Source organism: Desulforegulaceae bacterium (assembly GCA_034006035.1).
Classification (GTDB): Bacteria; Desulfobacterota; Desulfobacteria; order Desulfobacterales; family JACKCP01; genus JACKCP01.
In genome coordinates this window covers 1-24,706 of the sequence record JAVETN010000011.1, presented here as the reverse complement: position 1 = coordinate 24,706, position 24,706 = coordinate 1, and the positions used below count along the sequence as shown (strand labels likewise).

The window sequence follows — 24,706 nt, the reverse complement described above, 5'->3', positions numbered from 1 at the left end:
AGTTTTTTGGTTCAGCTTAAAAACTGAGCGTAAAATGTCAAAAAAAACCAATGTTTCAAAAATTTTTGAAGCAAAAATTCCGCCCCAGAACTATGAGGCGGAATCGTCGTTATTGGCAACCATACTTTTAGATAATGACACCCTTCTTGATGTGGCAGACCTTGTAAGTTCTGAAGATTTTTACAAGCATTCCCACAGCCTTATCTATGTATCAATGCTTAATCTTTTCAGCAATAATAAACCAATAGATCTTGTAACCCTTGCAAACCATCTCACAGAAAGAGGAGAACTTGAAAACGCAGGAGGAAAACAAGAGCTTGCATCAATAATTGAACTTTCCCCTATTGCACCAAACCCCATTGATTATGCAATGATAATAAGGGACAAGGCACATTTAAGAAGGCTAATCAACTCTGCTTCCCAAATTATTACAAAATGCTATGGCGAAGCTGGAAGTGCTTCTGAAATTCTTGATTTTGCAGAAAAAACCATATTTGAAATTACAGAAAAAAAACAAAAACCAAATTTTTCTCCATTACACTCTCTTATTGACATCAATATAAATACCCTTGATGAAAGACAGGGAAATGACAGCAAAATTACAGGACTGCCCACAGGATACCCAAGTCTTGACAAAATAACCTCGGGTCTTCAGGGTTCTGATCTTATAATTATTGCTGCAAGACCTGCCATGGGTAAAACAGCGTTTGCCCTAAATCTTGCAAGAAATATTGCAGTGGGTTCAAACATTCCAGTTGGGATTTTTTCCCTTGAAATGTCAAAAGAACAGCTCTCAATGAGACTTTTAACAGCTGAAGCAAGGGTGGATTCCTCAAAAATAAGAGGTGGATATCTTGATAAAGAAGACTGGGACAGGGTTCATAATGCAGCTTCTATTTTATATGATTCACCTATTTATATAGATGACTCGCCTGATATAAGGCCCCTTGAAATAAGAACTAAAGCAAGAAGACTTAAAATGGACAAAGGCCTTGGATTATTAATAATTGATTATCTTCAGCTTATGAATGCCCAGACAAAATCTGACAGAAGAGACCTTGAAATAGCAGAAATTTCAAGATCCCTTAAAATGCTTGCCAAAGAACTAAACATTCCTGTAGTTGCTCTTTCACAGCTTAACAGGACACTTGAACAAAGAAGCGACAAAAGACCAATGCTTTCAGACTTAAGAGAATCAGGAGCTCTTGAGCAGGATGCTGATATTGTTTCATTTATTTACAGGGATGAGGTATATAATAAGGATGAAAACAACCCAAACAAAGGTCTTGCTGAAATAATAATAGCAAAACACAGAAACGGAGCGGTTGGAACCATTAATATGAGCTTTATGGGCAAATACACAAGATTTGAAGAACTTGCCCTAAATTACTCATGATCGGGCTATAAATGAAAAAAATTTTTGGTAACACAGATGGAATAAGAGCTTCCACCTTAAAAGAGATTGAATCTCTTTATTTTGAAAGTACATCCCCAGATAATATTGTTGATCCTGAAATTGCCTTTAAATTATCTGCATTGTCCAGCCAGGTTAAAAGACAAATAGGACTTTTAATTGATAGAAAAGGCAAGATAGAAAATGTGATCATAGGCACAAGTCAGCAAATATCTATTCCCGATTTATCCGGATATAGAGGAGGATCTGGCAGGCTCAAAGGCCTTAGATTTGTTCACACCCATTTAAAGCCAAACGAAGCCCTTTCTCAAGAAGACATTAACGATCTTGTTCTTTTAAGACTTGATCTTGTCTGTGCTGTTACAATTAATCCTGATGGAAGTCCTGATGGAATATTTACTGCCCATCTTATTTTTGATGAAAAAAACAGCACTCCTTATTTTGTAAGCGAAAAAAATCCAATTTCAAGCTTAAACAACGATTGCTTTGAACTTATATCTTCAATAGAAGATGAAATTTCTAGAAAAAGTCCAACTTCAAAAAAAACCAGTGCCAAGGAAAAGGCTGTTTTAATAAATGTATCAGCTCAACCAAAATATGAAGTTGAATCATCACTTGAAGAACTTGAAGAACTTGCTAAAACTGCAGGGATTGAAGTTGTGGAAACAATGCATCAGTCAAGAAGAAGACCTGATCCAAAATTTGCTATTGGAAAAGGAAAAATAAACGAACTTTCCATAACCTGCTTAAGTAAAGATGTTTCAATGATTGTTTTTGATCAGGAGCTCAGTCCTTCACAAATAAACTCTATTTCCGAAGTTCTTGATGTTAAAGTAATAGACAGAACTCAACTTATTCTTGATATATTTGCTTCACGGGCAAAAACAAGGGAAGGAAAACTTCAAGTAGCCCTTGCCCAGCAAAAATATCTTCTTCCAAGGCTTATGATGCAGCAAAACACTGCTTTGTCGAGACTTGCAGGAGGAATAGGAGGAAGAGGTCCTGGTGAAACCAAGCTTGAAACAGACAGAAGAAGGGCCAGAGACCGAATTAACAAACTTGAAAAAGATTTAAAAAAAGTACAAAAAAACAGGAAAAAACAAAGGGCTAAGCGCGAAAAAAACAATATTCCTATTATTTCCATAATTGGATATACCAATGCTGGCAAATCAACCCTTTTAAATACACTTACCAAAAGTGAGGTTATGTCTGCCAATAAACTTTTTGCAACTCTTGATCCAACTTCAAGAAGACTCAGGTTTCCAAGGGAGCGTGAAGTTATAATAACAGATACAGTGGGATTTATAAGAGATCTTCCAGAAGATCTTAAAACTGCTTTCAAGGCAACCCTTGAAGAACTTGAATCGGCAGATATTCTTTTACATGTAGCTGATATTTCAAATCCTTTAATGGAAAACCAGATAGAAGCTGTAAATAAAATAGTACAAGATCTTAAACTCAACCACCTTCCTGTGGTGATTGCCTTAAACAAGGCAGATCTTGTTAATAAAGACACAGCTGCTGCCCTGGAAAAAAAATATGGGGGAATTTCAATTACTGCAAAAAAAGCAGACAGTCTTGAAACCCTCTACAATGTCCTTGACAAAAAACTTGATGAGGTTTTTGACTTTGTTTAGGTTGTTTAAGCTTTGTTGCTCAAAACAAATAAATGTTTGAAGTTTTATAGAAACCAAGGGCAATTATTTAATTAATTTAAAATTCCATCCAAATTCAGGATGTAAAATGGAGATAAAATGACTAAAAAAAAGCTTTTAAAGCAAATAATTGACAGCCACCTTGACTGCTTTGGAGAGTTTGATTCTAAAGACTCGATCTGCCGTACAAAATGTGCGTTGTGCATTAAATGCTATCTTGAAAAACACGAAACCCAAAGCCTTCTTTTTTCCGATGAAATTTTTGGAACTGAAGATAATAGTTTGATTATTCAGTGATTTTTATAAAAATAACAGTTTGTGGCTTTAAAACTTAGAAGTAACTATTTTTTAATTCAATACTTGACTATTCGTCTGATAATCTTGGTCTTGGATTATCATAAAACTTAAATATTCTTTCTATAATTTTTCAAATAATGGCTGGATTTTACATTGCAAATGGAAAAAAATTGATTTTTCAAAAAAAGACTAAATTAGTTTTTAACAACATATAGCAAAGCAACTGTTTATTTGCCTTATGAAGGAAATGAATATGTTTAGAAGAATAAAACTATATTGGAAGATTAGCAAATTAAAAGGAATCTTTTGCTGTTTTCGAGCAAAAACAACAAAAAAAACTATTCTTTTAACAGTTAATAGAAATGATTGTAAACACCCATTCACATTGCGGGCTTCATCATCTGATATATCAACATTTAAGCAAATATTCTTAAAAGAAGAATATAACTTTTCTACAGAAAAGCATCCACAAGTTATTGTTGATGCAGGTGCAAATATAGGTCTTGCAGCCATATACTTTGCCAATAAATTTCCTGGAGCAAAAATTTATTCTATAGAGCCTGAAAAAAAGAATTTTGAACTTTTAAAAAACAACGTTGCTCCTTACCCTAACATTATTCCAATACACGCTGCCTTATGGAATAAAAATGAAGAAATAAATGTAATTGACCCAGGTCTAGGCAACTGGGGATTCATGACATCTAAAAAACAATCAGAGCAAGATGCTAAAAAACCTTCCAATTCAATTGTACCAGGAATTACAATTGACAAACTAATACTTGAATACAACCTTGAAGAAATTGATATCTTAAAAATTGATATCGAGGGAGCAGAAAAAGAAGTTTTTAGCGAAACACTTGCTTGGATAAACAATGTAAATTCTATTATCATAGAGCTTCATGAAAGAATGAAACAAGGATGTAACAGAAGTTTTTACTGTGGATCTAGTGGTTTTGATGCTGAGTGGAAGCAAGGAGAAAATGTATACTTGTCACGTAAAAACTTTATAAAACCTAATCTTTTTAGGTTATTGTGATGAAAAAAGCTTTAATTATAAACACTTCAAATTTAGGTGATGTAATATCAGGTATTTATGTTTCAAACCCCTTACTTAAGGCTGGCTATGAAGTAAGTTACCTTATAAAAGACACATTTAGCTCTTTATTTTCTGACACTGACTATATTGAGTATACAACTAAAAGCATTCCTTCATCCTTCTTTGATCTAACAATTGATCTTACCTCAGATAATGGCAGCAGAAAAATCATTAAGAAAATTAAGTCAAAAAATAAAATTGGTAGAAATAAAAATTTTTTTTCAAAAATTAAACACTCGTATGTCTACACTAAACAAGTGAATAAATATACTAAATCTAATCATATAGTATATAATTTCAAACCTGTTCTTGAATTATTAAACATTGAACCAATAAACAATACCTATTTAAATACATCTATAAATAAAAAGCCAGGCAATGAAGTTTGCATTCACATAGGAGCAAAGAGCCGAATAAGATGCATACCTTTAAATCTTATTATAGATATTTGTAATTTTTTTAAATCTAAAAATATTCCAGTTCGTTTAATTGGACATGAAACAGATATCGCTGAAAAAATTTTAGAAAAAACAAATGGTTTCCCTGTGTTTAAATTCAGCTCATTAAAAAACACCAAAAAATGGTTGTATAATGCCAGACTGGTAATTGCTTCTGACAGCGGAATTTTTCATTTAGCATCTGCACTAAAAACAAAAACAATCGGTATTTACGGCCCAAACACCTATAATCGTAGCGGAAGTATTAATCACAATACTTCCTATATTGAACTAGACTTACCTTGCAGGCCTTGCAACCAAAATATTAAATGCCCTTATGATATTAAATGCCTATATAACATTAAATTTGAGGATGTGGAAAAAGTTATTATGCAAAATATATAAAAAACAATTTTAATAAGGTAACAAATTCAATTACATAGTTATTTTCTGTTTATTATGATAAACTTCAACCAATATTTTAAATTATGAACTAGTCTAAAAAAAAGTTCTTTAGCAGCAAAGGTTTCTCTCCTGACTCTTGTTAAAAAATTTTTTTTAATTACTCGAGTATTATCTGTAATATTTGAACCATAAATTTCAACACCATGTTCTAGACAAATTGGTGTAACACCATAACACTCAACTTTATTGGTCCAAAACCTATCCATAAAAATATCAACTGGGAGAATCCATGTTTTAGAACTTTCCAAAAATTTTTTTGCACCTGAAGGAGTTAAATAATAACCAACTGCATAACTAGGCCCTTTAAAAAACTTAACAATATCAAAAGCCCCAAAGGTTTCTATTTTTAAAAACTTAGGTTTTCGCTTTTCACAATAAAAAAGCCTTATACATTCATAATCTGTTTTTAAATTTTTTATATTATTATAAAAATCTGAAAAATTATCGGGGATAATTATAGCATCATCCTCTAAAACAATAATAGGTTCATTCAAAGAAACACATTTTTCCCACAACAAATAATGACTTGAATAACAACCTAGCTCAGGCCCTCTAAGAAGATTCCCTTTTATGAGCATCCTTTTTTTTTTATCATGCCTGTTGAAAAGAGAATGCTTCTTATTTTCTCTTCCGTCAACCGCCTGAAAAAATTCACACTCTAAACCAATTTTTTCCAAATTTCGACTTAAGTTTTCAAATCTTTTGGAAAACCTATCTAAACTTATAGCAAAAATTTTAGTTTCATTCATTTCGAGATTTATCAACCCCCTTGATACTTTTTATCAACATTCATTAAAAAATATGCCATAATAAAAAAATAATATAAAATTGGCCCATGGTTTAAAGGAACATCTGTTAATCCTGCTATGAACAAAATTGAACAAATAGAAATCAACATATAATCAGATGGTTTTTTATATTTTAAAGCTCTAATCAATGGATAGAGAATAAGGCTTAATAAAGATAAAAATCCTAATATCCCTGTTTTTACAAATTTATCAATATATTGGTTGTGGAAATGACTTAAAGGATACTCGATAAGTGCTCCATCAACTTGCTTATTATTGTATTGATTTTTTATTTTCTCAGAAAAATTATCGCCAACACCAAATAAAAGATTGTCTTCTATTATGATAAAACCACTTTTAAACATTTGTAATCTTAAACCAACACTGTTTTTAAAGTCACCTTTTTTTATTTGAGAAAACTCAAATGATGTGTTTGTTACAGCTCTATCCCAAATAATATCTTTATTAACTGCAATGACCCCTAAAATAATAACTAAAAGAAATAACATAGCTTTCTTATGGTTTAAATAATTATTTTTTATATTTAAAAAAAACAAAAAACAAAAAACAAATATCAAAGCTAACCAAACTCCTCTTGAAAGATGGTATACTGTTGAAGCTAAAAGCAATGAAAAACAAATAAAAAAAACAAACTTTTCTGTTTTTTCCTTACTTGCAAACATCAAGAGAAGGCTTATACAGCAAACTAAAGCAACTACTGAACCAAAAACAATTGGGTTAATATAACCATGAACTCTTGGTGTATTTAAAATAAAATACTGATAAAAAGAGATAACAAAGAAACCAGTCGCTGATAAAACAATAGTTAATTTAAAAGGAAGTTTTTTCAGGTCTTTTTTGGGAAGAAACAATAAATAGAGAAAACTATAGCCAATTGCTTTTATCTGCCTTGAACTATAGCCATTTAAAAAATATACAATAACACAGATAATTAGATAAATTATCAAAAGTTTTAAAAACAGGTCTTGTTTTTTATCAATTAAATTGTCTTTTAAATCTTTTCTAAAAACAACTGAGTATATCAAGGTAAAAATAAGAATTATTGCAGGAGTATAGCTGACTCCTTTTTCAAACCAAAACATACCTGTATTAATCCAGATAAAAGGAACGAAAACAATCCAAATCAAGTTGTTTTTTATCGTTTTTAGCATTCTTTTTTTTCGTTTTTAGAATTCTCATGAATCTCATTTAAAATAGTATATTTCATATAAGCCCTAAACATAGTAGTTAATGTAACAGTAAAACCGTCAACTCCCTGAAATATTCCACCTTTTACAATAAACTTTTGAAAAAAAGCACCAATAGCACTTAAAACAGGTTTATATTTACCAACTTTTCTTCCATCCTGATAATATCCCCAGGCATCATTAGTACAAAACCAGCTTAGTCTTTCAACCCAGTGGGAGTAACTTTCATAAGTATAATGAGTAATATGGCCCTTAATTTTTTTTATTTTAGGAGCTTCTACTTTTGAATGGGCTTTTTTGTCAAGATAACCTGAAGTTTTTCTATTATAAAGTCTTGTTACATAATCAGGGTAAAACCCCGCGGCTTTAATCCAGTGATTGCCAACAAAATTTCTTCTCCTAAAAGCATAGGCAATATCTTCGTTTTTAAGTTCAAGGGAAGAAACTTTTTCTATTAAATCGTCTTCAAGTCTTTCATCTGCATCAATACTTAAAATCCAGTCGTTTTTGGCATATTTTACTCCAAAAGCTTTTTGAGGACCATCACCAAGATATTTCTGTAAATAAACTACAGCTCCCAAATCCTTGGCTATTTCAACAGTATTATCTTTGCTTAAAGAATCTACAACAATGATTTCATGGCAAAGTTTTTTAAGGGATAAAATACAATCTTTTATATTTTTTTCTTCATTTAAGGTAATTATTATACCGGTTATTTTATTCATTTTAATCCTTTATTAAAGAATTTTACCCGGATTTAAAATCCCCCCGGGATCAAAGGCATTTTTAATTCTTCTCATAAGATCCCTTTGGTTTCTATCAATTTCCAGACTTAAATATTCTTTCTTAGTTATTCCTATTCCGTGTTCACCTGATAAGGTGCCTCCAAGAGCAATTACGTATTCAAAAAGCTCTTTAACCGAACTTACTGCCTTTTCATGCAATATTTCATCTGTTTTATCAAGGATTATATTAAAATGAATATTTCCGTCTCCTGCATGACCAAAAGATACCATGGAAAGATTGGTTTGATTTTTAAGTTCTTCAATTTTTGAAACTACCTGGGGAATTTTACTTCTTGGAACAACAATATCTTCGTTGATTTTATCAGGCCCATATTTAAACAAAGATGAAGAAAGGGTTTTTCTCACATCCCAAATCCTTGTTTTAACCTCTTGATCTTCGGCAATAATTGAAGTTAGTGAATTGTTTTTTTTGCAGATTTTTTCTATTTCTTCAATTTCAGCATCTATAAATTCTTTTTTACCGTCAGATTCAATAATTAAAAGGGCTTTTGCATTTTCAGGAAGTTCAAAGTTCACATCTTCCCTTATGCATTCAATGGATAAATGATCCATATATTCAAGCACTCTGGGAATAAGGCCATTTTGAATTATTTTAGAAACTGTTTTTGCAGCATCATTCATTGACGGAAAAAATGAAATCATTGTTTTAACAAACTCAGGAGCAGGAAGAAGTTTTAAAGTTGCCTCTGTAACAATTGCAAGAGTTCCTTCTGATCCTATGATAAGTTTTGTTAAATCATAACCTGTAACTCCCTTGGCAGTTTTAACCCCTGTATTAATAATTTCTCCCGTGGGTAAAACCACTTCAAGACCAATTACATAGTCTTTGGTAACTCCGTATTTTACAGCTTTTGGTCCCCCTGCACATTCGGCAATATTTCCTCCTATTGTACAATAATCAGAACTTGCAGGATCTGGGGGATAAAACATATTAAACTTCATTACTTCACGCTGAAGTTCTCCTGTAAAAACACCAGGCTGAACCCTGGCATAAAAATCAGAATTGTTTACTTCTAAAATTTCATTCATTTTAGAAAGACAGATAACCACCCCGCCTTTAACAGGAACACTTCCTCCTGTTGTGCCTGTGCCTGCACCTCTTGGAACTGCATAAATTCTTTTTTGACAGCAAAACTTCAACACCTGGGAAACCTGAATTGCTGAATTTGGAAAAACCACAAAATCAGGCAAATAATTGCCTTCCTTTGAATCATACCCATAGCAAAACAAATCTTCTTTTTTCCACAGGATATTTTCTTTGGAAAAAATTTTAAATAAGCTTTCCAGTATTTTTTTATTTTTCATGAATTTTTTAAGAGAATTTGCTTTCCAGCTTTTTTTCTAAAACCTCAACTTGTTTAAAAAATGCATTCCTGGACTTAATTCCCTGCTCCACTGTTTTGATTGAATGAATAGCAGTTGCATGATACCTGTTAAAACTTTTTCCAATAAACTGCAAAGGCTGATCAGTATATTTCCTTGAAAGAAAAATTGCAATCTGTCTTGGACGAACAATTGCCTGTTTTCTTGATTTGGAAACAAGATTGTCAACAGTGACTCCAAATTCATCACAAACAAGTTTTTTAATGGAATCTATTGTGATTTCCCTTTTTGTTTCTGTAATTTCAGCCATTATCTCTTCAGCCAGTCCAAGAGTTAAGGGAACCCCTAAAAGAGAACTTCTTATCCCTACAGAATTAACTCCACTTTCAAGCTGTCTGATACTGTCTGTAAGCTCACTTGCAAGATACTCGATTATATTGTCTGAAATATTAAACCCTGAAGCAGCAGCTTTTTTTCTGGCTATTTTCTTTCTCGTTGCAAAATCAGGTTTGTCAATTATGGACAAAAGGCTGGAGGAAAGTCTTGATTTGAGCTGATTGTCAAGCTTTGGAATTTCAAGTGGAGAAAGACTTCCTGAAAAAATTATTTTTTTGTCAGCTTCCATAAGATAATCAAGAATCATTGAAAGTTCCTGCTGAGTTCTTGCCTTCCCTGAAAGGAACTGAACATCATCCATAAGAAGAACATCACATTTTTTTCTATATCTTTCCTTAAAGCTGTTTATATTATCACTTTTCAGGCTCATTACCATCTCGTTTGTAAAATCTTCAGCAGTTACATAGTAAACAGCCTCTTGGGGAAAATCAGTCAATATATGATGGCCTACGGCCTGGCTGAGGTGACTTTTACCAAGGCCTGTGTCTGACTGAATATAAACTGAGTTATATGGAGTTCTTCTTTTAGGAGAAGCAAGGGAAAGAGCTGCAGAATAAGCAAACTCTGAATTTTTCCCCACAATAAAATTATCAAGAGTATACCCTGCCCTTAGAAATCTTCCGTTTTGAAATTTAAACCTGTCTCCAAAAAAACTCATTTGTTTATTATCAGAAAACAAATGCTTTTCTCTTTGTGTAGGCTTTACAATATTTTTGGATAATTGCTTTTTTTTGGGTTTCTTTTTTAAATTTAAAGTTGAAGACTCGGTAAAATCAACTACAAGATCAGTTTTTTCTGTATCTTCAGCCAAAACTTTTTTAATAATTTCTGAGTAGTTTTCCAAAATTCTTTTTTTGAAAAAACTGTTTTTACACTCAACTATAACCTTATTACCATTTTCCAAATTAATTGACAAAGGGTCAATCCACATATTGAAAGAATGGGCCGGCATTTTTTCTTTTAATTTTTCTTTAATCCTTGAACAAAAATTATCCATAACAACACTTTTTTTTAAAAATACTAATTCCTGGAAATTAAAAATTCCCAAAATTTATACATTAGCGATGATTTGTGTGATTTTTTTTAAAAAAACTAAACTTGAACTTTATAGACAAGATACTTAATCCAGATATTGATTAAGGTCAATCATACTTAAATCCAGTTACAGCTGTTTTTAGTCCTTTACCCTTAAAAACTCTAACATCCTGAATTTATCTATATTAACCAGATAATATCTTTTAAAGCACTCATTATACAAGGTTTTTTTCATCTAAGGAGTTTTGTCAAATATTCTGGTAGGTTTCAGAGGTTTATCAAATATTTTAAAAAACATCTTTTTTAAAAAAGCTCCGTTTTTTGAAGATTTACTCTGCTTTACTTCGGTTTTCATCTAACAATCTGCAATCTTGGACAATTTTTTTTAAAAACATTTTGTCTATTCTTTCAATTTTAAGCTTGAATTCTTTTAACTTCCTGAAATCAAATGATTTTAGAACATGATTGTAAAAGATTTTGTTCTTTTTTAAAAACACTGTTCTGCCCAGTTTCAAGCAAAGTTTGCAGGCTAAATTGTTTTTTAGCTTTTACAAAGATTCCATGATAAACAAAATTAGTGTATTTTATATTTCGCCAAACTTAAACCCGCTAAATTAAATTTTAACTCAGACAACTTATTAAATAAAAAGGATTTTAAGAAATGATAAAACCAGTAATACTGATCACAATGGGCGACCCAAGCGGAATAGGCCCTGAAATAGTTCTTAAATCACTTAAAGAAAAATCTATCCACGAGATCTGCTGTCCTGTAATGGTAGGAAATACCAATCTAATCCAAAAGGCTGCCAAAGATTTTTCAATAAATTTTAATTTAAACAATTACAATCCCAAAAAACCATTTCATGATACTAATAATTTTTTGATTATTGAATCAGGAAAACCTATTAAAGATTTTAAATATTCATCCCCTCCTCCAGATACTGGAGAAAATGTTTTTACCTATATAATAGATTCGGTAAAATTATGCATGGAAAACAAAGCTCAGGCAATAGCTACAGCTCCCATAAGCAAAACCACCCTGAAAAATTCTAAAATAAATTTTCAGGGTCATACTGAAATTCTTGCCCACTATTCAAACACAAAAGAATATGCAATGATGATGTATGGAAAAAGTCTTTCTGTTGTTCTTGCAACTATTCATATTCCTTTAAAAGAAGTACCTTTTGCCATTACAAAAGAAAATATCTTAAACAAAATTATTCTTTCAGATATTTCACTTAAACAAAGGTTTGGAATAAAAAATCCAAAAATTGCTGTTTGCGGTCTTAATCCCCATGCAGGAGAAGATTCTCTTTTTGGAGATGAAGAAGAAAAAATCATTATTCCGGCTGTAAAAAAAGCCCTTGAAAAAGGAATTAATGTTTTAGGCCCCCTTCCTCCTGACACCTTGTTTTTTAAAGCAAAAAACAAAACCTATGATGCAGTTTTAGCCATCTACCATGATCAAGGACTTATCCCTTTTAAACTTCTTCACTTTGAAGACGGAGTTAATACAACTCTTGGGCTTCCTTTCCCAAGAACATCTGTTGATCATGGAACAGCTTATGACATAGCCGGAAAAAACATTGCCAATCCCCAAAGCATGATAGAGGCAATAAAACTTGCAGCCCTTCAGGCGGTAAATATGAAAAACTTTGGCAATTAGCTTTATTTTTTTTAAATCCAGCTTAGATTACAAGTCTTAGGACTTTTAATTCAACCTGAGCAGATAAATTTTACATCCAACTCAGACTCTAAGTATAAAAAATAAAGAGGTTAAATGAAAAAAAGAATTTTATCCATCAAAGGTGCAAGGGAGCACAACTTAAAAAACATTGATGTAGACATACCCAAAGATAAATTTATTGTAGTAACAGGACTTTCAGGCTCTGGAAAATCCTCTCTTGCCTTTGATACTTTATATGCAGAAGGCCAAAGAAGATATGTTGAATCACTTTCAACCTATGCCAGACAATTTTTAGGCCAGATGGAAAAACCAGATATTGACTCTATTGACGGTCTTTCTCCTTCAATTGCCATAGAACAAAAATCTGCCAGCCATAACCCCAGATCAACTATTGGAACAGTTACTGAAATTTATGATTATTTAAGGCTTTTATTTGCCCGCACAGGAACCCCTTATTGCTGGTCCTGCGGAGATAAAATTGAAGCTCAAAGTGTGGATCAAATAATTGATCAAGTAATCAATTTCCCCAAATCTTCAAAACTAATTATTTTGTCTCCTATTTTTATTGAGAAAAAAGGAGCCCATGAAAAAACTTTTGAAAGCCTTAAAAAGGAAGGTTTTGCAAGGGTAAGAATAAACAATGAAATTTATGATCTTGATGAATTGCCTAAAATGAACAAAAACAAAAAATACAATATAGACGTTGTAATTGACAGGCTTGTCAATAAAGAGGGAATAGAAAAAAGGCTTTCCGACAGTGTTGAGCTTGCACTTAAAATGTCAAATGGAAATCTAATAGTAAACCTTGATCTTGAAAAAGATATTTTGTTCAGTGAAAACCTTGCCTGTACCAAATGCCAAATCAACTATCCAGAACTTAAGCCTTCAAGTTTTTCATTTAACTCTCCCCAGGGGGCATGTCCTGAATGTGACGGTCTTGGAAACACCACAGAACTTGATCCTGAAATGATAATACCAGATAAAAAACTTTCCATAAGACAGGGGGCAATAAGACCCTGGGCAAACAGAACTTCGTTTTATTTTTTAGATTTTATAGAATCTATTCTTAATTTTTATGATGCTGATATTTACACTCCATTTGAAAATCTGCCAAAAAAATGCCAGGAAACAATTCTTTATGGTTCAAAAGATATGATCCCTTTTAAATACCAGGTCAAAGGCAGAAAAAAAGTTAAAAATAAAAAATACGAAGGCATAGTCGAAAACCTTAAAAGAAAATACCTAGATTCAGACAAATCTTCAGCATCCCGTGAAGAAATAAAAGAATATATGAACTTTATTCCCTGCTCTTCATGTAAAGGCACAAGACTTAATATTGTAAGCAGGTCAGTAAAAATTGAAGGAAAAACACTGCCAAAAATCTGTGATATGGCAATCAGGGATTCAAAAAAGTTTTTATCCCAAATAAAACTTCCAGGAAAAAAAGGTGAAATTTCAAAGCCTATTTTAAAAGAAATCAATGACAGAATGGAGTTTTTATCCAGTGTAGGTCTTTCATATCTTACCCTTTCAAGAACAGCTTCAACTCTTTCAGGAGGGGAAAGCCAACGAATAAGACTGGCAACCCAAATAGGATCAAAGCTTTCAGGAGTTTTATATGTACTTGATGAGCCAAGTATTGGCCTTCACCAAAGGGATAATCTAAAGCTGATAAACACTTTAAAACAAATGAGAGACCTTGGAAATACAGTCCTTGTTGTTGAACATGACGAAGATACAATTCTTCATTCAGATCAAATAATTGACATGGGCCCGGGAGCTGGAGTTTTAGGAGGGGAAATAACTTTTCAAGGAACTCCTAAAGAAATACTAAAATCAAATTCACTTACAGGACAATATCTTTCAGGAAGAAAAAAAATAGAAATCCCGGCCAAAAGAAGAAAAGCAAAAGAATTTCTTGAATTAAAAGGAGCAAAAAAAAACAATCTTAAAAACATTAATGTAAAATTCCCGGTTAATTCTTTTACCTGTATTACAGGAGTTTCAGGTTCAGGAAAATCAACCCTTGTAATTGAAACTCTTTATAAGGCTCTTTTAAATAAATTTAATGGAAAAAACCTTTTCAGACCCGGAGAATATGATTCAATAGAAGGAAGTGAAAACATAAGAAAAATCATAAACATTGATCAATCTCCAATAGGAAGAACTCCTAGATCAAATCCTGGAACATATACAGGAATATTTACCTATATAAGAGAGCTGTTTGCCAAAACAGAAGAATCAAAGGCAAGAGGCTACAAGCCGGGAAGATTTAGCTTCAATGTTAAAGGCGGCCGCTGCGAGGCCTGTTCTGGAGATGGGGTAATAAAAATTGAAATGCATTTTCTGGCTGATATTTATGTTAAATGCGACCTTTGTTCAGGGAAAAGATATAACAGAGAAACCCTTGACATAAAATTCAAAGGAAAAAATATAGCTGATGTCCTTAATATGACGATTAATCAGGCCTCAGAATTTTTCACCAATATACCATTGATAAAAAGCAAACTTCAGACATTAAAAGATGTTGGACTAGGATATATAAAACTTGGCCAGCAAGCAACCACTCTTTCAGGAGGGGAAGCCCAGAGAATAAAACTTTCAAGGGAACTTTCAAAAAAAACCGGAACAAACACCTTGTATATTCTAGATGAACCCACCACAGGACTTCATGTTGACGATATAAAAAAACTTCTTGAAGTATTGGACAAGCTGGTAAAGGCAGATAACACAATAATAGTAATTGAACACAATCTTGATGTGATTAAATTTTCAGACTATATAATTGATCTTGGCCCTGAGGGAGGAGATGAAGGGGGAGAAATTGTTGCAGCCGGAACCCCTGAAGAAATTGCAAAAAACAAAAAATCACATACAGGAAAATTTTTAAAACAAATTTTAAAAAACTAAATAAAGACTTAGAGGTTTAAAATAAAAAAAGCCGGAGAAAATGTCCCCGACTTTTTTATTTTTCACTTACCTGATAATTTAAGCAGTTAATTACCCAAGAAGAGCTGCAATTACTTCTGCCTGAGGGTGTGCATAAATAAGGATAAGAGAAATAACAAGGGCATAAATACAAAGTGATTCAATCATCGCAAGACCGATAAGCAAGGTAACAGTAACCTTACCTGAAGACTCAGGGTTACGTGCGATACCTTCAACAGCTGCTTTAAGACCCATACCCTGGCTTAATCCGCAAAATGCTGCTGCAATTGCAAGACCAAAGCTGGCTCCTATAACCGATGCGATAAAAAAACTAAGTGCCTGTGTTTCCATTAAAAAATCCTCCTTAAAAAGTTAATTAATTACGCTTCTTCACAAATTACCCGAAAATATATAAAACTGATTACGCTTCCAAAATTAATGACTTTCTTCCACTTCCATGGCACCTGCAAAATACATAACAGCTAAAAGAAAAAAGATAAAAGCCTGAACAAAGGCAATAAAAATTCCAAGAGCCATTATGGGCAATGGAGCAAGATAAAGCCCTGCAAGTGTAAGAAGAATAGTTACAACAAGCTCATGTCCCATCATATTACCGAAAAGACGAAAGGAAAGAGACAATACCCTGGCAAGATGACCAATTATTTCAATGGGCATAATAATTGGGATAAGCCACCATACAGGCCCTGTAAAATGATTTACATACTTAATACCATGATACTTGATTCCTATATAATGTGTCATAAAAAAAACTACAAGGGCACATGATGCAGTTGTATTAAGACTTGCAGTGGGCGGAAAAAAACCTGGGATAAGACCAAAAAGGTTGCATATAAAAATATAAACAAAAAGAGTGGCTACAATTGGGAAAAACCATCTTCCTTCTTCACCTGCGGTATCAACCATAAAATTTTCAATCTCTGAAATAATAGCTTCAAAAACATTCTGAGCTTTACCAGGAATCATTTGAACATTTCTTGCTCCAAGGTAGCCAAGCCCTATAAGAAGAAGCATTATAAACCAAGTATAAATAACGTGGATGTTGGCATGGGCAAAATCCCCCAGCCCTATAATTTCAAAAAAATTTACCAAAAACAAATATGGATGTTCCATTCTTACACAGCCTCCTTAAAAATTATTTTCTTAATTTCAAGAATACTGGCAAGAAAAAAACTTGCAACCACAACAGATACACCAAGAATAAGACCTGGTGGAGCAACAATATTGTTTGCCAGCAATAAAAATATAATCACCCCGCTTATGAATAAGCGGATATAATACTTTACTATTACGCTTTGATGACTTTTAAGCTTTTCTGGAACAAAAGCTTTTTTTAAAGTCCTGGAAAGGAGATGAAAATTTACACATACTATAAGTCCTCCAAGAATTATTCCCGAGGTAAAATTATACGATTTTAAAGGGAATGAAGCCAAACTGAAAACAAGAAGAAGAACCCAGTTGGAAATTGTAACAAATTTTATTATTCTTACCTGGGGAACTTTGTCCATAGAGTTGCTCATCAGAGTTTATTTATCCTTTTAATCAATTTAATAATGCCATTGTATCCAGCACATATTCCTAAAAAAAGTCCTGCAAAGGTACAAATAGGAGACAAAGAGAAAACTTTGTCAAGCCAAATCCCAAAAAAGAGTCCTATAAATATGGATAAAGCAAAACTAAGCCCCACACTTCCAAACAAGGAAATCTCTTTAAACCACTTCATTTGACCCATTCATAAATCTCCATTTAAAACGTCGCCTACCATAATTAAAAAACCCAGTCAACGAAAAACCCCCTTACAAGGCCCCTTTGGTTAAAAAACCTCAACAATACCGTTTTTATCGTCATCCACAACTTCACCGATAATTTCAGCCCTAACATTTGAATTTCGTATTTTTCCCAAAATATCTTTAGAAAACTTTTTATCACAAGTAACTAAAAGCCCTCCTGAAGTCTGGGGATCAAAAATTATATCTTCAAGAGCTTTATTTATTTTTGATTTAATCAGAAGATGGTCCTTGCAATACTTCCTGTTTCTATATGCTCCTGCAGGAATCAGTCCCATTTCTGCATAATCTAAGGCCATAGGCAGCAATGGAAGTTTTTCTGAATAAAGAAAAACTTTTTTTTGGGAGGCAACAGCCATTTCCATAAGGTGACCTCCAAGCCCAAAACCTGTAACATCTGTAACTCCGCCGATTTCATAATTTTCAATAATTTCAATTATAAATTTATTAAGACAGATCATAACTTCAATCATTTTATTTATTGACAGTTCATCAGCTACTCCGCCTTTTAAAGCTGTTGCAATTATTCCGGTTCCAAGAGCTTTGGTTAAAATTATATCCTGGCCTTTAGTTGAATCAGAATTTCTTTTTACATTTTTTGGATCAATTGTACCTGTAACAGAAAGACCATATTTAAATTCATCGTCTTCAACACTATGGCCTCCAAGAAGAACTGCCCCAGATTCATCAATTTTACTTCTGCCTCCATCAAGAACTTCTTTTAAAACATCAGGAGGATAAATTGAAGAAGGAAAACACACAATATTCATTGCAGTAAGAGGCTTTCCTCCCATTGCATAAACATCACTCAAAGAATTTGCCGCTGCAATCTGTCCAAAAACAAAGGGATCATCTACTATAGGAGTCAAAAAATCCAGGGTCTGAACAAGAGCAAACTTATCAGAAATCTTATAAACACCAGCATCTTCAGAGTTTTCAAAGCCTGCAATAACATTTTTATTATTAGTTTTGGGAAACCCTTTGACTATCTCGGCCAGAACCTCCGGCCCTATTTTAGCCGCTCAGCCCGAAGCTTTTACTGTTTCAGTAAGCCTTGGAGGATTTTTATAAGATTTACAACCACTCATTTATAATCGTTCCTATAATTTTTTTTTGCATATAAAGGAAAAAGCCTTTTTGCCTCATTAAATGGCATAAAACCCATAAAAGCCCTTTTTTTCATCATTCTAATTCTTCCTGGAAAAGTTAATATACCCTTATAAAAGGGAACAGAAAAAATAGAACTGTCTTTTGACCAAAGCTTGTTATTTACTCCAAAGTGCCTTGTACCCAAACCAAGGTGAAAAATAAATAAAAAATTTTTTAATACAAAAATCATTTTATGCATTTTCTAAATCCCAACTAAAGTTTCCACCCTATAACAGATGCCTGCCTGCCAGTGACTTTATTGTTTCTATAGGAAAAATAAAAATCCTCCCTGCATTTGGTGCAATTTTGATCAATCCAAATGTTTCTGTCTTCAACCCCTAATTTAAGAAAATATTGTTTTGAAATTTCCCTTAAATCAAAATTATAGTCTCCTATCCTGAATTCCCAAAGTGATTCAGGAATCTCTTTTTTATAATTAACAAACTCAGCACAGCAGGGACCAAGGGAAGGACCTATTGCAACTGACAAATCTTTTGGTAAAGATCCGTATTTTTCCATCATTATATCAAGTGTTTTCACTATTATATTTGAAACAAGCCCTTTCCATCCGCAATGAACTGCTGCACAAACTCTTTTTTTAGAATCTACAATTAAAATAGGCTGGCAATCTGCTGTTTTTATCAAAAGAAGCTGCCCTGGATTATCTGTTATTAAAATGTCTGCATCTTCTTTTTTTAAAAAATGTTCACCATAAGCACCTTCAAGGGGATTTGGAATATAATGTGAAATTCCATGAACCTGATTAACAGAGATCATTTTATCAAACCCAAGTTCATTTAGAATAAATTTACGATTCCTTACTACATCAGATTCTTTATCACCTACGTCAAAGGAAACATTTAAAGAATCAAAAGGAGAAACACTTTTTCCTCCAGTTCTGAAAAAAAAACCATGATAAAGATTTTTTATATTTTCAAAAACCGGAGCTTTTGCATAATCAACCATAATAAAAACCTCAATCAGGATTTATAAGCTTCTGGCACTCTTTCTTCAAGAGAAGGGATCTGGGATCTGTACTCTATCATTTCCATAAATTCAAGCTTTGCAAAACCTGCCTCAAATTTGTTTTCTGCTTTGTACAAAAGCCTGCCTTTAGGAGAAACAATCAAAGAACCTCCACCATATTCCCTGGTATCACTTCCTGTTCTATTACATCCTATGATAAACAACTGGTTTTCAATTGCTCTGGCCTGGAGAAGAATTTCCCAGTGAGACTGCCTGGCAAGAGGCCATTGAGCACTTACAGCAATTATATCAGCATCCATATCAGTAATTGTTCTTGAAAGCTCAGGAAACCTTAAATCATAGCAGATTAAAAGACCAAGCTTTCCTATTGAAGTCTGTGCAACCACTGCCTTTTCACCTCTAGAAAATCTCTTATGCTCTCCTGCAAGTGAAAAAAGATGAACCTTTCTATATGAGCTGTTTATTGTTCCATCTTTTTCAATCACATAGGCTGTGTTGTAAATTTTATTTTCATCCAGTTCAGGAAGGGATCCAGTAATAACCATGGAATATTTTTTTGCAAAACCGCATAGTCTTTCAATTATTTCCGGAGTTTTAAGACAATGCTCCCTAAGAGAATTATAATCAAATCCACAGCTCCACATTTCAGGAAGAACTACAAGCTCTGTTTCTTTTTTATTTAAGATTTCAAGACCTTTTTCAACTTCACTAAAATTGTGTTCATAATTTCCGTAAACAACATCAAACTGAACAAACCCTGATTTAACCTGATTTAATTCAAGCATTTTATTTACTCCTTATATTAAACAGCTCTTGCAAAGGTTATTGCATCCACGCATTGGGCACCGGACTTTACAAGTGTTTTTGCACATTCTTCAAGTGTAGAGCCTGTTGTACAAACATCATCTATGATTAAGACTTTTTTTCCCTTAACAAGAAAAGAATTTTTTACTTTAAAAACATTGGAAATATTTTTTCTTCTTTCCTCTTTTTTTAATCCTGCCTGGGATCTTGTGTTTTTTATTTTTATTAAAACATTTTTATTAATTTCAGGAAAATCAACTCTGTATTTTTTTGCAAGATTTTGTGTTTCTATAGCAATCAGATAGGTTTGATTAAATCCCCTTTTCCTAAAAGCTTTTTTATGCATGGGAACAAACACCGCCAGATCATGGACCTGATTTTTATAAAATTCCAGATATGTTTTTAAAATGAACCATGAAATTTTTTCAGCAAAAAATGTTTTATAATTGTACTTTAACAAATGTACTATGTCCACAATAGAATCCTGATAAATAAAAGGTGAATTAATTGAAGATAAAAACTTTTTATCAGCAAACAAATCTTTTATTCTACCCTGAACAAAAAAAACTTTGCTTAAACACTCAGGACATAAAACATCGCAAAACACTTCGTTAAAATCTCCTGGAAATTTAAACTTTTCTTCTTTTAACCCTTTGTATTCAAAAAAATTTTTACAAATAAAGCAAATATCAGGATAAATCAGATTTTTCATGGTCTGTTCTTTTTTTTGGTATATAATGCCAATTTAAATAATAAAACTGCAACCATTTACACTACGGAGCTCCACACAAATGATAGACATCAACAAAATGAACGTTCTTATTGTAGATGATATGGAAAACATGTGCAAATCAATCCGTAATATGATGAAAATCCTAAAATACGGAAGTTCATTCACCCTGTGTTATAGCGGAGAGCTTGCACTTAAAGCCATGAGCCAAAGAGACTTTGATCTTGCAATAATAGACTGGAATATGCCAAAAATGAAAGGCATAGAAGTTTTGGAGCATATAAGAAACAACAAAAAACTCAGGGATATGCCTGTGATTATGATCACAGCCGAATCAAACAAAGAAATTGTTGCAGAAGCTGCAGAATCAGACATTGACGCCTATATTTTAAAACCGCTCACAGTCAAATCCCTTGAAAACAAAATTAAGGGAGTAATAGAAAAATACAATACCCCCCCAAAATTCATGGTTTTACTCAAAGAAGCAAGAGAGCTTGCCGAGTCAGGAGAATTGGACAAAGCCATAGAAATTTCCAAAAAAGCAATAATTGCTGAACCAAAATCTTCTCGTCCAATAAGGGTTTTAGGTTCTCTTTTTTATAAAAAAAACGAAATGACAAATGCTGAAAAATGCTTTTTAAGAGCAGCAAAAATGAACAGGCTTGATGTTTATGCATACCACCATCTTGGGGAAATCTATCTTAAAAAAAATGATATTGAAAAAGCTGGCAAGTTCTTTGAAAGAGCTATGAAAATAAGCCCAAGACATTATGAAAGAGCATTTAATTTTGCAAAAATTCTTCTTGCCAACAACAATATAGCAAAAGCAAAACCTTTGTTTAACAAAGTGTTTGAACTTGCAGAAGACCCTCTTGTTCAAAAAGAAGAAGTTGCTTTTTTATACCTTAAACACAAACATTATGAAGATTCCCTGGAACTTCTTGAAGAGCTTCAAACTTTTTATCCAGAACGAACAGATGTTTTGCTTACCATTGCAAGAATTTACAACAACTTTAAACAGCCTGGAAAAGTAATTGATTATTGTACAAAAATCACCAAGACTGAACCTGAAAATTTTGAAGCAAATTTAATGCTTGCCAAATCATTCATGGCAATGAAACAGGCCTTAAGAGCTGATGAAATATTAAGAAAGCTTGAAAAAATCATGCCCACAAATGAAGAGGTAAAAAAACTTCTTAAACTTAATACTTAACAATTGACTGCCAATAAACAGAACTTAAAACTTTTATAAAGAACTCTTCCAATGGAGATTAAGATGAGCAAGTCTATGGATATTTTGGGTTTCATAAAAAAGATAATTAAAATCTCAAACAATCAATCTAAGTCAAATTCAGAAAAATTAATGGAGCTAATTTACTTTCTCACCCTTATAACAGAAACTTCCAAAGGCTCAATAATGATTAAAAAAAACAGGCTGAGCATGGAAGTTGCAGCTTCAACAAACCCTGAACTTGTAGGAATTAAACAACCGCTTAACTCTGAAAGCCCCTCATGCTGGGTTTTTAAAAACAAAAAACCTTTATATGTAAATGACCCTCAAGACTTTGATGGTGAACGTCGGCAAAAAGGGAAATACAAGACAAGGGCATTTCTTGTAATCCCCATAATAATTAAGGATGAAGTTATAGGAGTAATCAACCTTACTGGAAAAAAAGGTCAGGACTGTTTTTCAGACGAAGAAAGGGAAATCCTTCTTGATCTTGCAGGAATAATAATCGGCCAGATAGAAACCCTTCGACTGACTCAAAAGCTTGAAGAAAATCAAAAAACACTTTCAATAAAAAACATAAAGCTTAAAAAGCTTGAAAAAATGAGGACTGAATTCTTTCAAATGATGGTTCATGATCTTAAAGGCCCTGTTTCTGAAGTTATTGCAAATCTTGATATAATGTCCTACACCATTGATAATGAAAACATTGAGTATGTAAAAGCTGCCCAGTCCGGCTGTGACACTATGTATACAATGATTTCAAATCTGCTGGATATAACAAGACTTCAGGATGGCTCTCTTAATCTGATATTGGAAAAAATTTCTGTGCCCGAAATTTTAACTGAAGCTTCATCAAGACTTTTTGCCGTTGCAAAAAACAAAGGACTTGAAATCACTCACCAATACAAGGAAAATGATGGACCTTTTATCTGGGGTGACAGAGGAGTTCTTTTAAGAGTTCTTCAAAACATTATTATGAATGCAATAACTCACAGCGGCTCTAAATCAATTTCAACAGGATTTGAAATCGAAGATAATTGTATTGTTTTTTATGTAAAAGATCTGGGTAAAGGAATCCCCCTTGAAAATCAAAAACTTATTTTTGATAAATACTTTCACCTTGAATCAAACAAATCATCTTCAGGACTTGGGCTGTCCTTTTGCAAATTAGCAATTAAAGCTCATAAAGGGGAAATCTGGGTAGAAAGCGAAGAAAACAAAGGCTCATGTTTTAAATTTAAAATACCTGAGCTTAAAAATACAGAGGAGGAACTTATTTTTGAAATCAAAGATTAATACTCACAAACTAATTAACGAAAAACTTTGCGGAACTCCTGTTTTATGTACAAAAAACCAAGCCAAGGTAGAATTAAAACTTACCAAAGAAATGGCAGCGGATGAAAAAGGACTTATTCACGGAGGATTTATTTTTGGGCTTGCTGATTATGCTGCAATGCTATGTGTTAATCATCCCCTTGTAGTACTTTCAGCATCCTCATCTAAGTTTTTAAAGCCGCTTAAAATAGGAGACCTTATCATTGCAGATGCTGTAGTCTTAAAAACCGACAAAAATAAAATCTTTGTCAAAGTAAATGTTTATTCTAAAGATTTGCTTGTATTTACAGGAGAATTCACAACTATAATCCCAAAACAACATGTGCTTGATTAAAAAATTTACTCTTATTTTTTTCTTCTAACCCTTCTGACAATCCTTTTCTTTTTTTTGGGTTTTGCAAATAGGCCTGGATTTCCCAGGCCCTCTTGGCGATAATCGCAGGTTGCCCTTTGACATTTAAGCCCTTTTGAGCCATTAGTTGAAACCTCTTCTATTAAAAACGGATTACTACACAAAGGGCAGGTGAAATGATAAGGTTTTGCCCAGCTTATAAAATGGCATAAATTATTGGTGCACTCATAAAAAACTTTTCCTTTTTCTGTTTCATTTTCAACAATTTTACCCTCATTGCAAACAGGACAAATCATGGCAAGTTCATTTTGAAATACTGATATTCTTTGTGCTATTTCTTCTTCTGAAAGAGCTGTTTCTTTCTGGACTTCTTCTTTCTGGACTTCTTCTTTCTGGATTTCTTCTTTCTGGATTTCTTCTTTCTGGATTTCTTCTTTCTGGACTTCTTCTTTCTGGACTTCTTCTTTCTGGACTTCTTCTTTCTGGACTTCTTCTTCCTGGATTTCTTCTTTCTGGATTTCTTCTTTCTGGATTTCTTCTTTCTGGACTTCTTCTTTCTGGATTTCTTCTTTCTGGATTTCTTCTTTCTGGATTTCTTCTTTCTGGACTTCTTCTTTCTGGACTTCTTCTTTCTGGACTTCTTCTTCCTGGATTTCTTCTTTCTGGACTTCTTCTTTCTGGACTTCTTCTTTCTGGACTTCTTCTTTCTGGACTTCTTCTTTCTGGACTTCTTCTTTCTGGACTTCTTCTTTCTGGACTTCTTCTTTCTGGACTTCTT

Annotated in this window: 25 protein-coding genes; 10 read left to right on the top strand and 15 right to left on the bottom strand. The window is 32.9% G+C overall.

Annotated features, from left to right (window positions below; all coding sequences use genetic code 11):
- Nucleotides 1–34 precede the first annotated feature (34 nt).
- The 5 genes from dnaB to RBR53_09000 all read left to right on the top strand — a co-directional run bounded on the left by dnaB (nt 35) and on the right by RBR53_09000 (nt 5,304).
- Nucleotides 35–1,396, top strand: coding sequence for a replicative DNA helicase (dnaB, locus tag RBR53_09020; protein MDY0132798.1), 1,362 nt, complete (start codon nt 35–37; stop codon nt 1,394–1,396).
- Between the two features lie 11 nt (nt 1,397–1,407).
- A complete protein-coding gene (gene hflX, locus RBR53_09015; GenBank protein MDY0132797.1) occupies nt 1,408–3,051 on the top strand; it encodes a GTPase HflX in 1,644 nt (547 codons plus the stop codon).
- Between the two features lie 117 nt (nt 3,052–3,168).
- Nucleotides 3,169–3,366 (top strand): hypothetical protein, encoded by a 198-nt coding sequence (locus RBR53_09010; GenBank protein MDY0132796.1) that lies wholly within the window; start codon nt 3,169–3,171, stop codon nt 3,364–3,366.
- A 253-nt stretch (nt 3,367–3,619) separates the two neighbouring features.
- Nucleotides 3,620–4,402, top strand: coding sequence for an FkbM family methyltransferase (locus RBR53_09005; GenBank protein ID MDY0132795.1), 783 nt, complete (start codon nt 3,620–3,622; stop codon nt 4,400–4,402).
- Entirely contained in the window at nt 4,402–5,304 is a 903-nt protein-coding gene (locus RBR53_09000; GenBank protein MDY0132794.1) for a glycosyltransferase family 9 protein, read from the top strand. Before RBR53_09005 ends, RBR53_09000 begins: the two co-directional genes overlap by 1 nt.
- 38 nt (nt 5,305–5,342) lie before the next feature.
- Here the strand turns inward: RBR53_09000 and RBR53_08995 are convergent, their stop codons facing one another.
- From RBR53_08995 to dnaA, 5 genes are all read right to left on the bottom strand, one after another.
- Nucleotides 5,343–6,113 (bottom strand): glycosyltransferase family 25 protein, encoded by a 771-nt coding sequence (locus RBR53_08995; protein ID MDY0132793.1) that lies wholly within the window; start codon nt 6,111–6,113, stop codon nt 5,343–5,345.
- Nucleotides 6,114–6,124: 11 nt separating this feature from the next.
- Entirely contained in the window at nt 6,125–7,024 is a 900-nt protein-coding gene (locus RBR53_08990) for an O-antigen ligase family protein (protein MDY0132792.1), read from the bottom strand.
- Nucleotides 7,025–7,317: 293 nt separating this feature from the next.
- A complete protein-coding gene (locus RBR53_08985) occupies nt 7,318–8,085 on the bottom strand; it encodes a glycosyltransferase family 2 protein (GenBank protein MDY0132791.1) in 768 nt (255 codons plus the stop codon).
- Nucleotides 8,086–8,097: 12 nt separating this feature from the next.
- Nucleotides 8,098–9,471 carry an FAD-linked oxidase C-terminal domain-containing protein gene (locus RBR53_08980; GenBank protein MDY0132790.1) on the bottom strand — a complete coding sequence of 458 codons (1,374 nt, stop codon included), beginning with the start codon at nt 9,469–9,471 and terminating at the stop codon, nt 8,098–8,100.
- Nucleotides 9,472–9,478: 7 nt separating this feature from the next.
- Complete coding sequence (gene dnaA / locus RBR53_08975) at nt 9,479–10,882, bottom strand: chromosomal replication initiator protein DnaA (protein ID MDY0132789.1); 1,404 nt, start codon at nt 10,880–10,882, stop codon at nt 9,479–9,481.
- Between the two features lie 699 nt (nt 10,883–11,581).
- On the opposite strand from dnaA, the gene pdxA reads away from it, so the two are divergent.
- Both pdxA and uvrA read left to right on the top strand, forming a co-directional pair.
- On the top strand, nt 11,582–12,586 hold the full coding sequence (gene pdxA / locus RBR53_08970; protein MDY0132788.1) for a 4-hydroxythreonine-4-phosphate dehydrogenase PdxA: 1,005 nt from the start codon (nt 11,582–11,584) through the stop codon (nt 12,584–12,586).
- Nucleotides 12,587–12,700: 114 nt separating this feature from the next.
- Nucleotides 12,701–15,517, top strand: a complete 2,817-nt coding sequence (gene uvrA / locus RBR53_08965) for an excinuclease ABC subunit UvrA (GenBank protein ID MDY0132787.1) — start codon at nt 12,701–12,703, stop codon at nt 15,515–15,517.
- A 90-nt stretch (nt 15,518–15,607) separates the two neighbouring features.
- Here uvrA and RBR53_08960 read toward each other — a convergent pair whose 3' ends face one another.
- From RBR53_08960 to RBR53_08920, 9 genes are all read right to left on the bottom strand, one after another.
- Complete coding sequence (locus RBR53_08960; protein MDY0132786.1) at nt 15,608–15,886, bottom strand: ATP synthase F0 subunit C; 279 nt, start codon at nt 15,884–15,886, stop codon at nt 15,608–15,610.
- Between the two features lie 84 nt (nt 15,887–15,970).
- Nucleotides 15,971–16,666, bottom strand: a complete 696-nt coding sequence (gene atpB / locus RBR53_08955; GenBank protein ID MDY0132785.1) for a F0F1 ATP synthase subunit A — start codon at nt 16,664–16,666, stop codon at nt 15,971–15,973.
- Nucleotides 16,667–16,668: 2 nt separating this feature from the next.
- Nucleotides 16,669–17,073 carry an ATP synthase subunit I gene (locus tag RBR53_08950; protein MDY0132784.1) on the bottom strand — a complete coding sequence of 135 codons (405 nt, stop codon included), beginning with the start codon at nt 17,071–17,073 and terminating at the stop codon, nt 16,669–16,671.
- Nucleotides 17,073–17,276: an AtpZ/AtpI family protein gene (locus RBR53_08945; protein MDY0132783.1), complete on the bottom strand. Its 204-nt coding sequence runs from the start codon at nt 17,274–17,276 to the stop codon at nt 17,073–17,075. The genes RBR53_08950 and RBR53_08945 overlap by 1 nt, the downstream gene beginning before the upstream one ends.
- A gap of 90 nt (nt 17,277–17,366) precedes the next feature.
- A complete protein-coding gene (gene selD, locus RBR53_08940; protein MDY0132782.1) occupies nt 17,367–18,428 on the bottom strand; it encodes a selenide, water dikinase SelD in 1,062 nt (353 codons plus the stop codon).
- A complete protein-coding gene (locus RBR53_08935) occupies nt 18,425–18,688 on the bottom strand; it encodes a hypothetical protein (GenBank protein MDY0132781.1) in 264 nt (87 codons plus the stop codon). Before RBR53_08935 ends, selD begins: the two co-directional genes overlap by 4 nt.
- 14 nt (nt 18,689–18,702) lie before the next feature.
- Nucleotides 18,703–19,455, bottom strand: a complete 753-nt coding sequence (pgeF, locus tag RBR53_08930) for a peptidoglycan editing factor PgeF (protein ID MDY0132780.1) — start codon at nt 19,453–19,455, stop codon at nt 18,703–18,705.
- A gap of 14 nt (nt 19,456–19,469) precedes the next feature.
- A complete protein-coding gene (locus tag RBR53_08925; GenBank protein MDY0132779.1) occupies nt 19,470–20,261 on the bottom strand; it encodes a carbon-nitrogen family hydrolase in 792 nt (263 codons plus the stop codon).
- A 17-nt stretch (nt 20,262–20,278) separates the two neighbouring features.
- Entirely contained in the window at nt 20,279–20,992 is a 714-nt protein-coding gene (locus RBR53_08920) for a ComF family protein (GenBank protein ID MDY0132778.1), read from the bottom strand.
- Nucleotides 20,993–21,071: 79 nt separating this feature from the next.
- Here RBR53_08920 and RBR53_08915 point away from each other — a divergent pair, with 79 nt between their 5' ends.
- The 3 genes from RBR53_08915 to RBR53_08905 all read left to right on the top strand — a co-directional run bounded on the left by RBR53_08915 (nt 21,072) and on the right by RBR53_08905 (nt 23,910).
- Entirely contained in the window at nt 21,072–22,223 is a 1,152-nt protein-coding gene (locus tag RBR53_08915; GenBank protein MDY0132777.1) for a response regulator, read from the top strand.
- A gap of 63 nt (nt 22,224–22,286) precedes the next feature.
- Nucleotides 22,287–23,537 carry a GAF domain-containing sensor histidine kinase gene (locus RBR53_08910; protein ID MDY0132776.1) on the top strand — a complete coding sequence of 417 codons (1,251 nt, stop codon included), beginning with the start codon at nt 22,287–22,289 and terminating at the stop codon, nt 23,535–23,537.
- A complete protein-coding gene (locus RBR53_08905) occupies nt 23,521–23,910 on the top strand; it encodes a PaaI family thioesterase (protein ID MDY0132775.1) in 390 nt (129 codons plus the stop codon). Before RBR53_08910 ends, RBR53_08905 begins: the two co-directional genes overlap by 17 nt.
- An 11-nt stretch (nt 23,911–23,921) precedes the next feature.
- Here the strand turns inward: RBR53_08905 and RBR53_08900 are convergent.
- A partial coding sequence (locus tag RBR53_08900) for a hypothetical protein (protein ID MDY0132774.1) occupies nt 23,922–24,706 on the bottom strand: 785 nt, incomplete at its 5' end.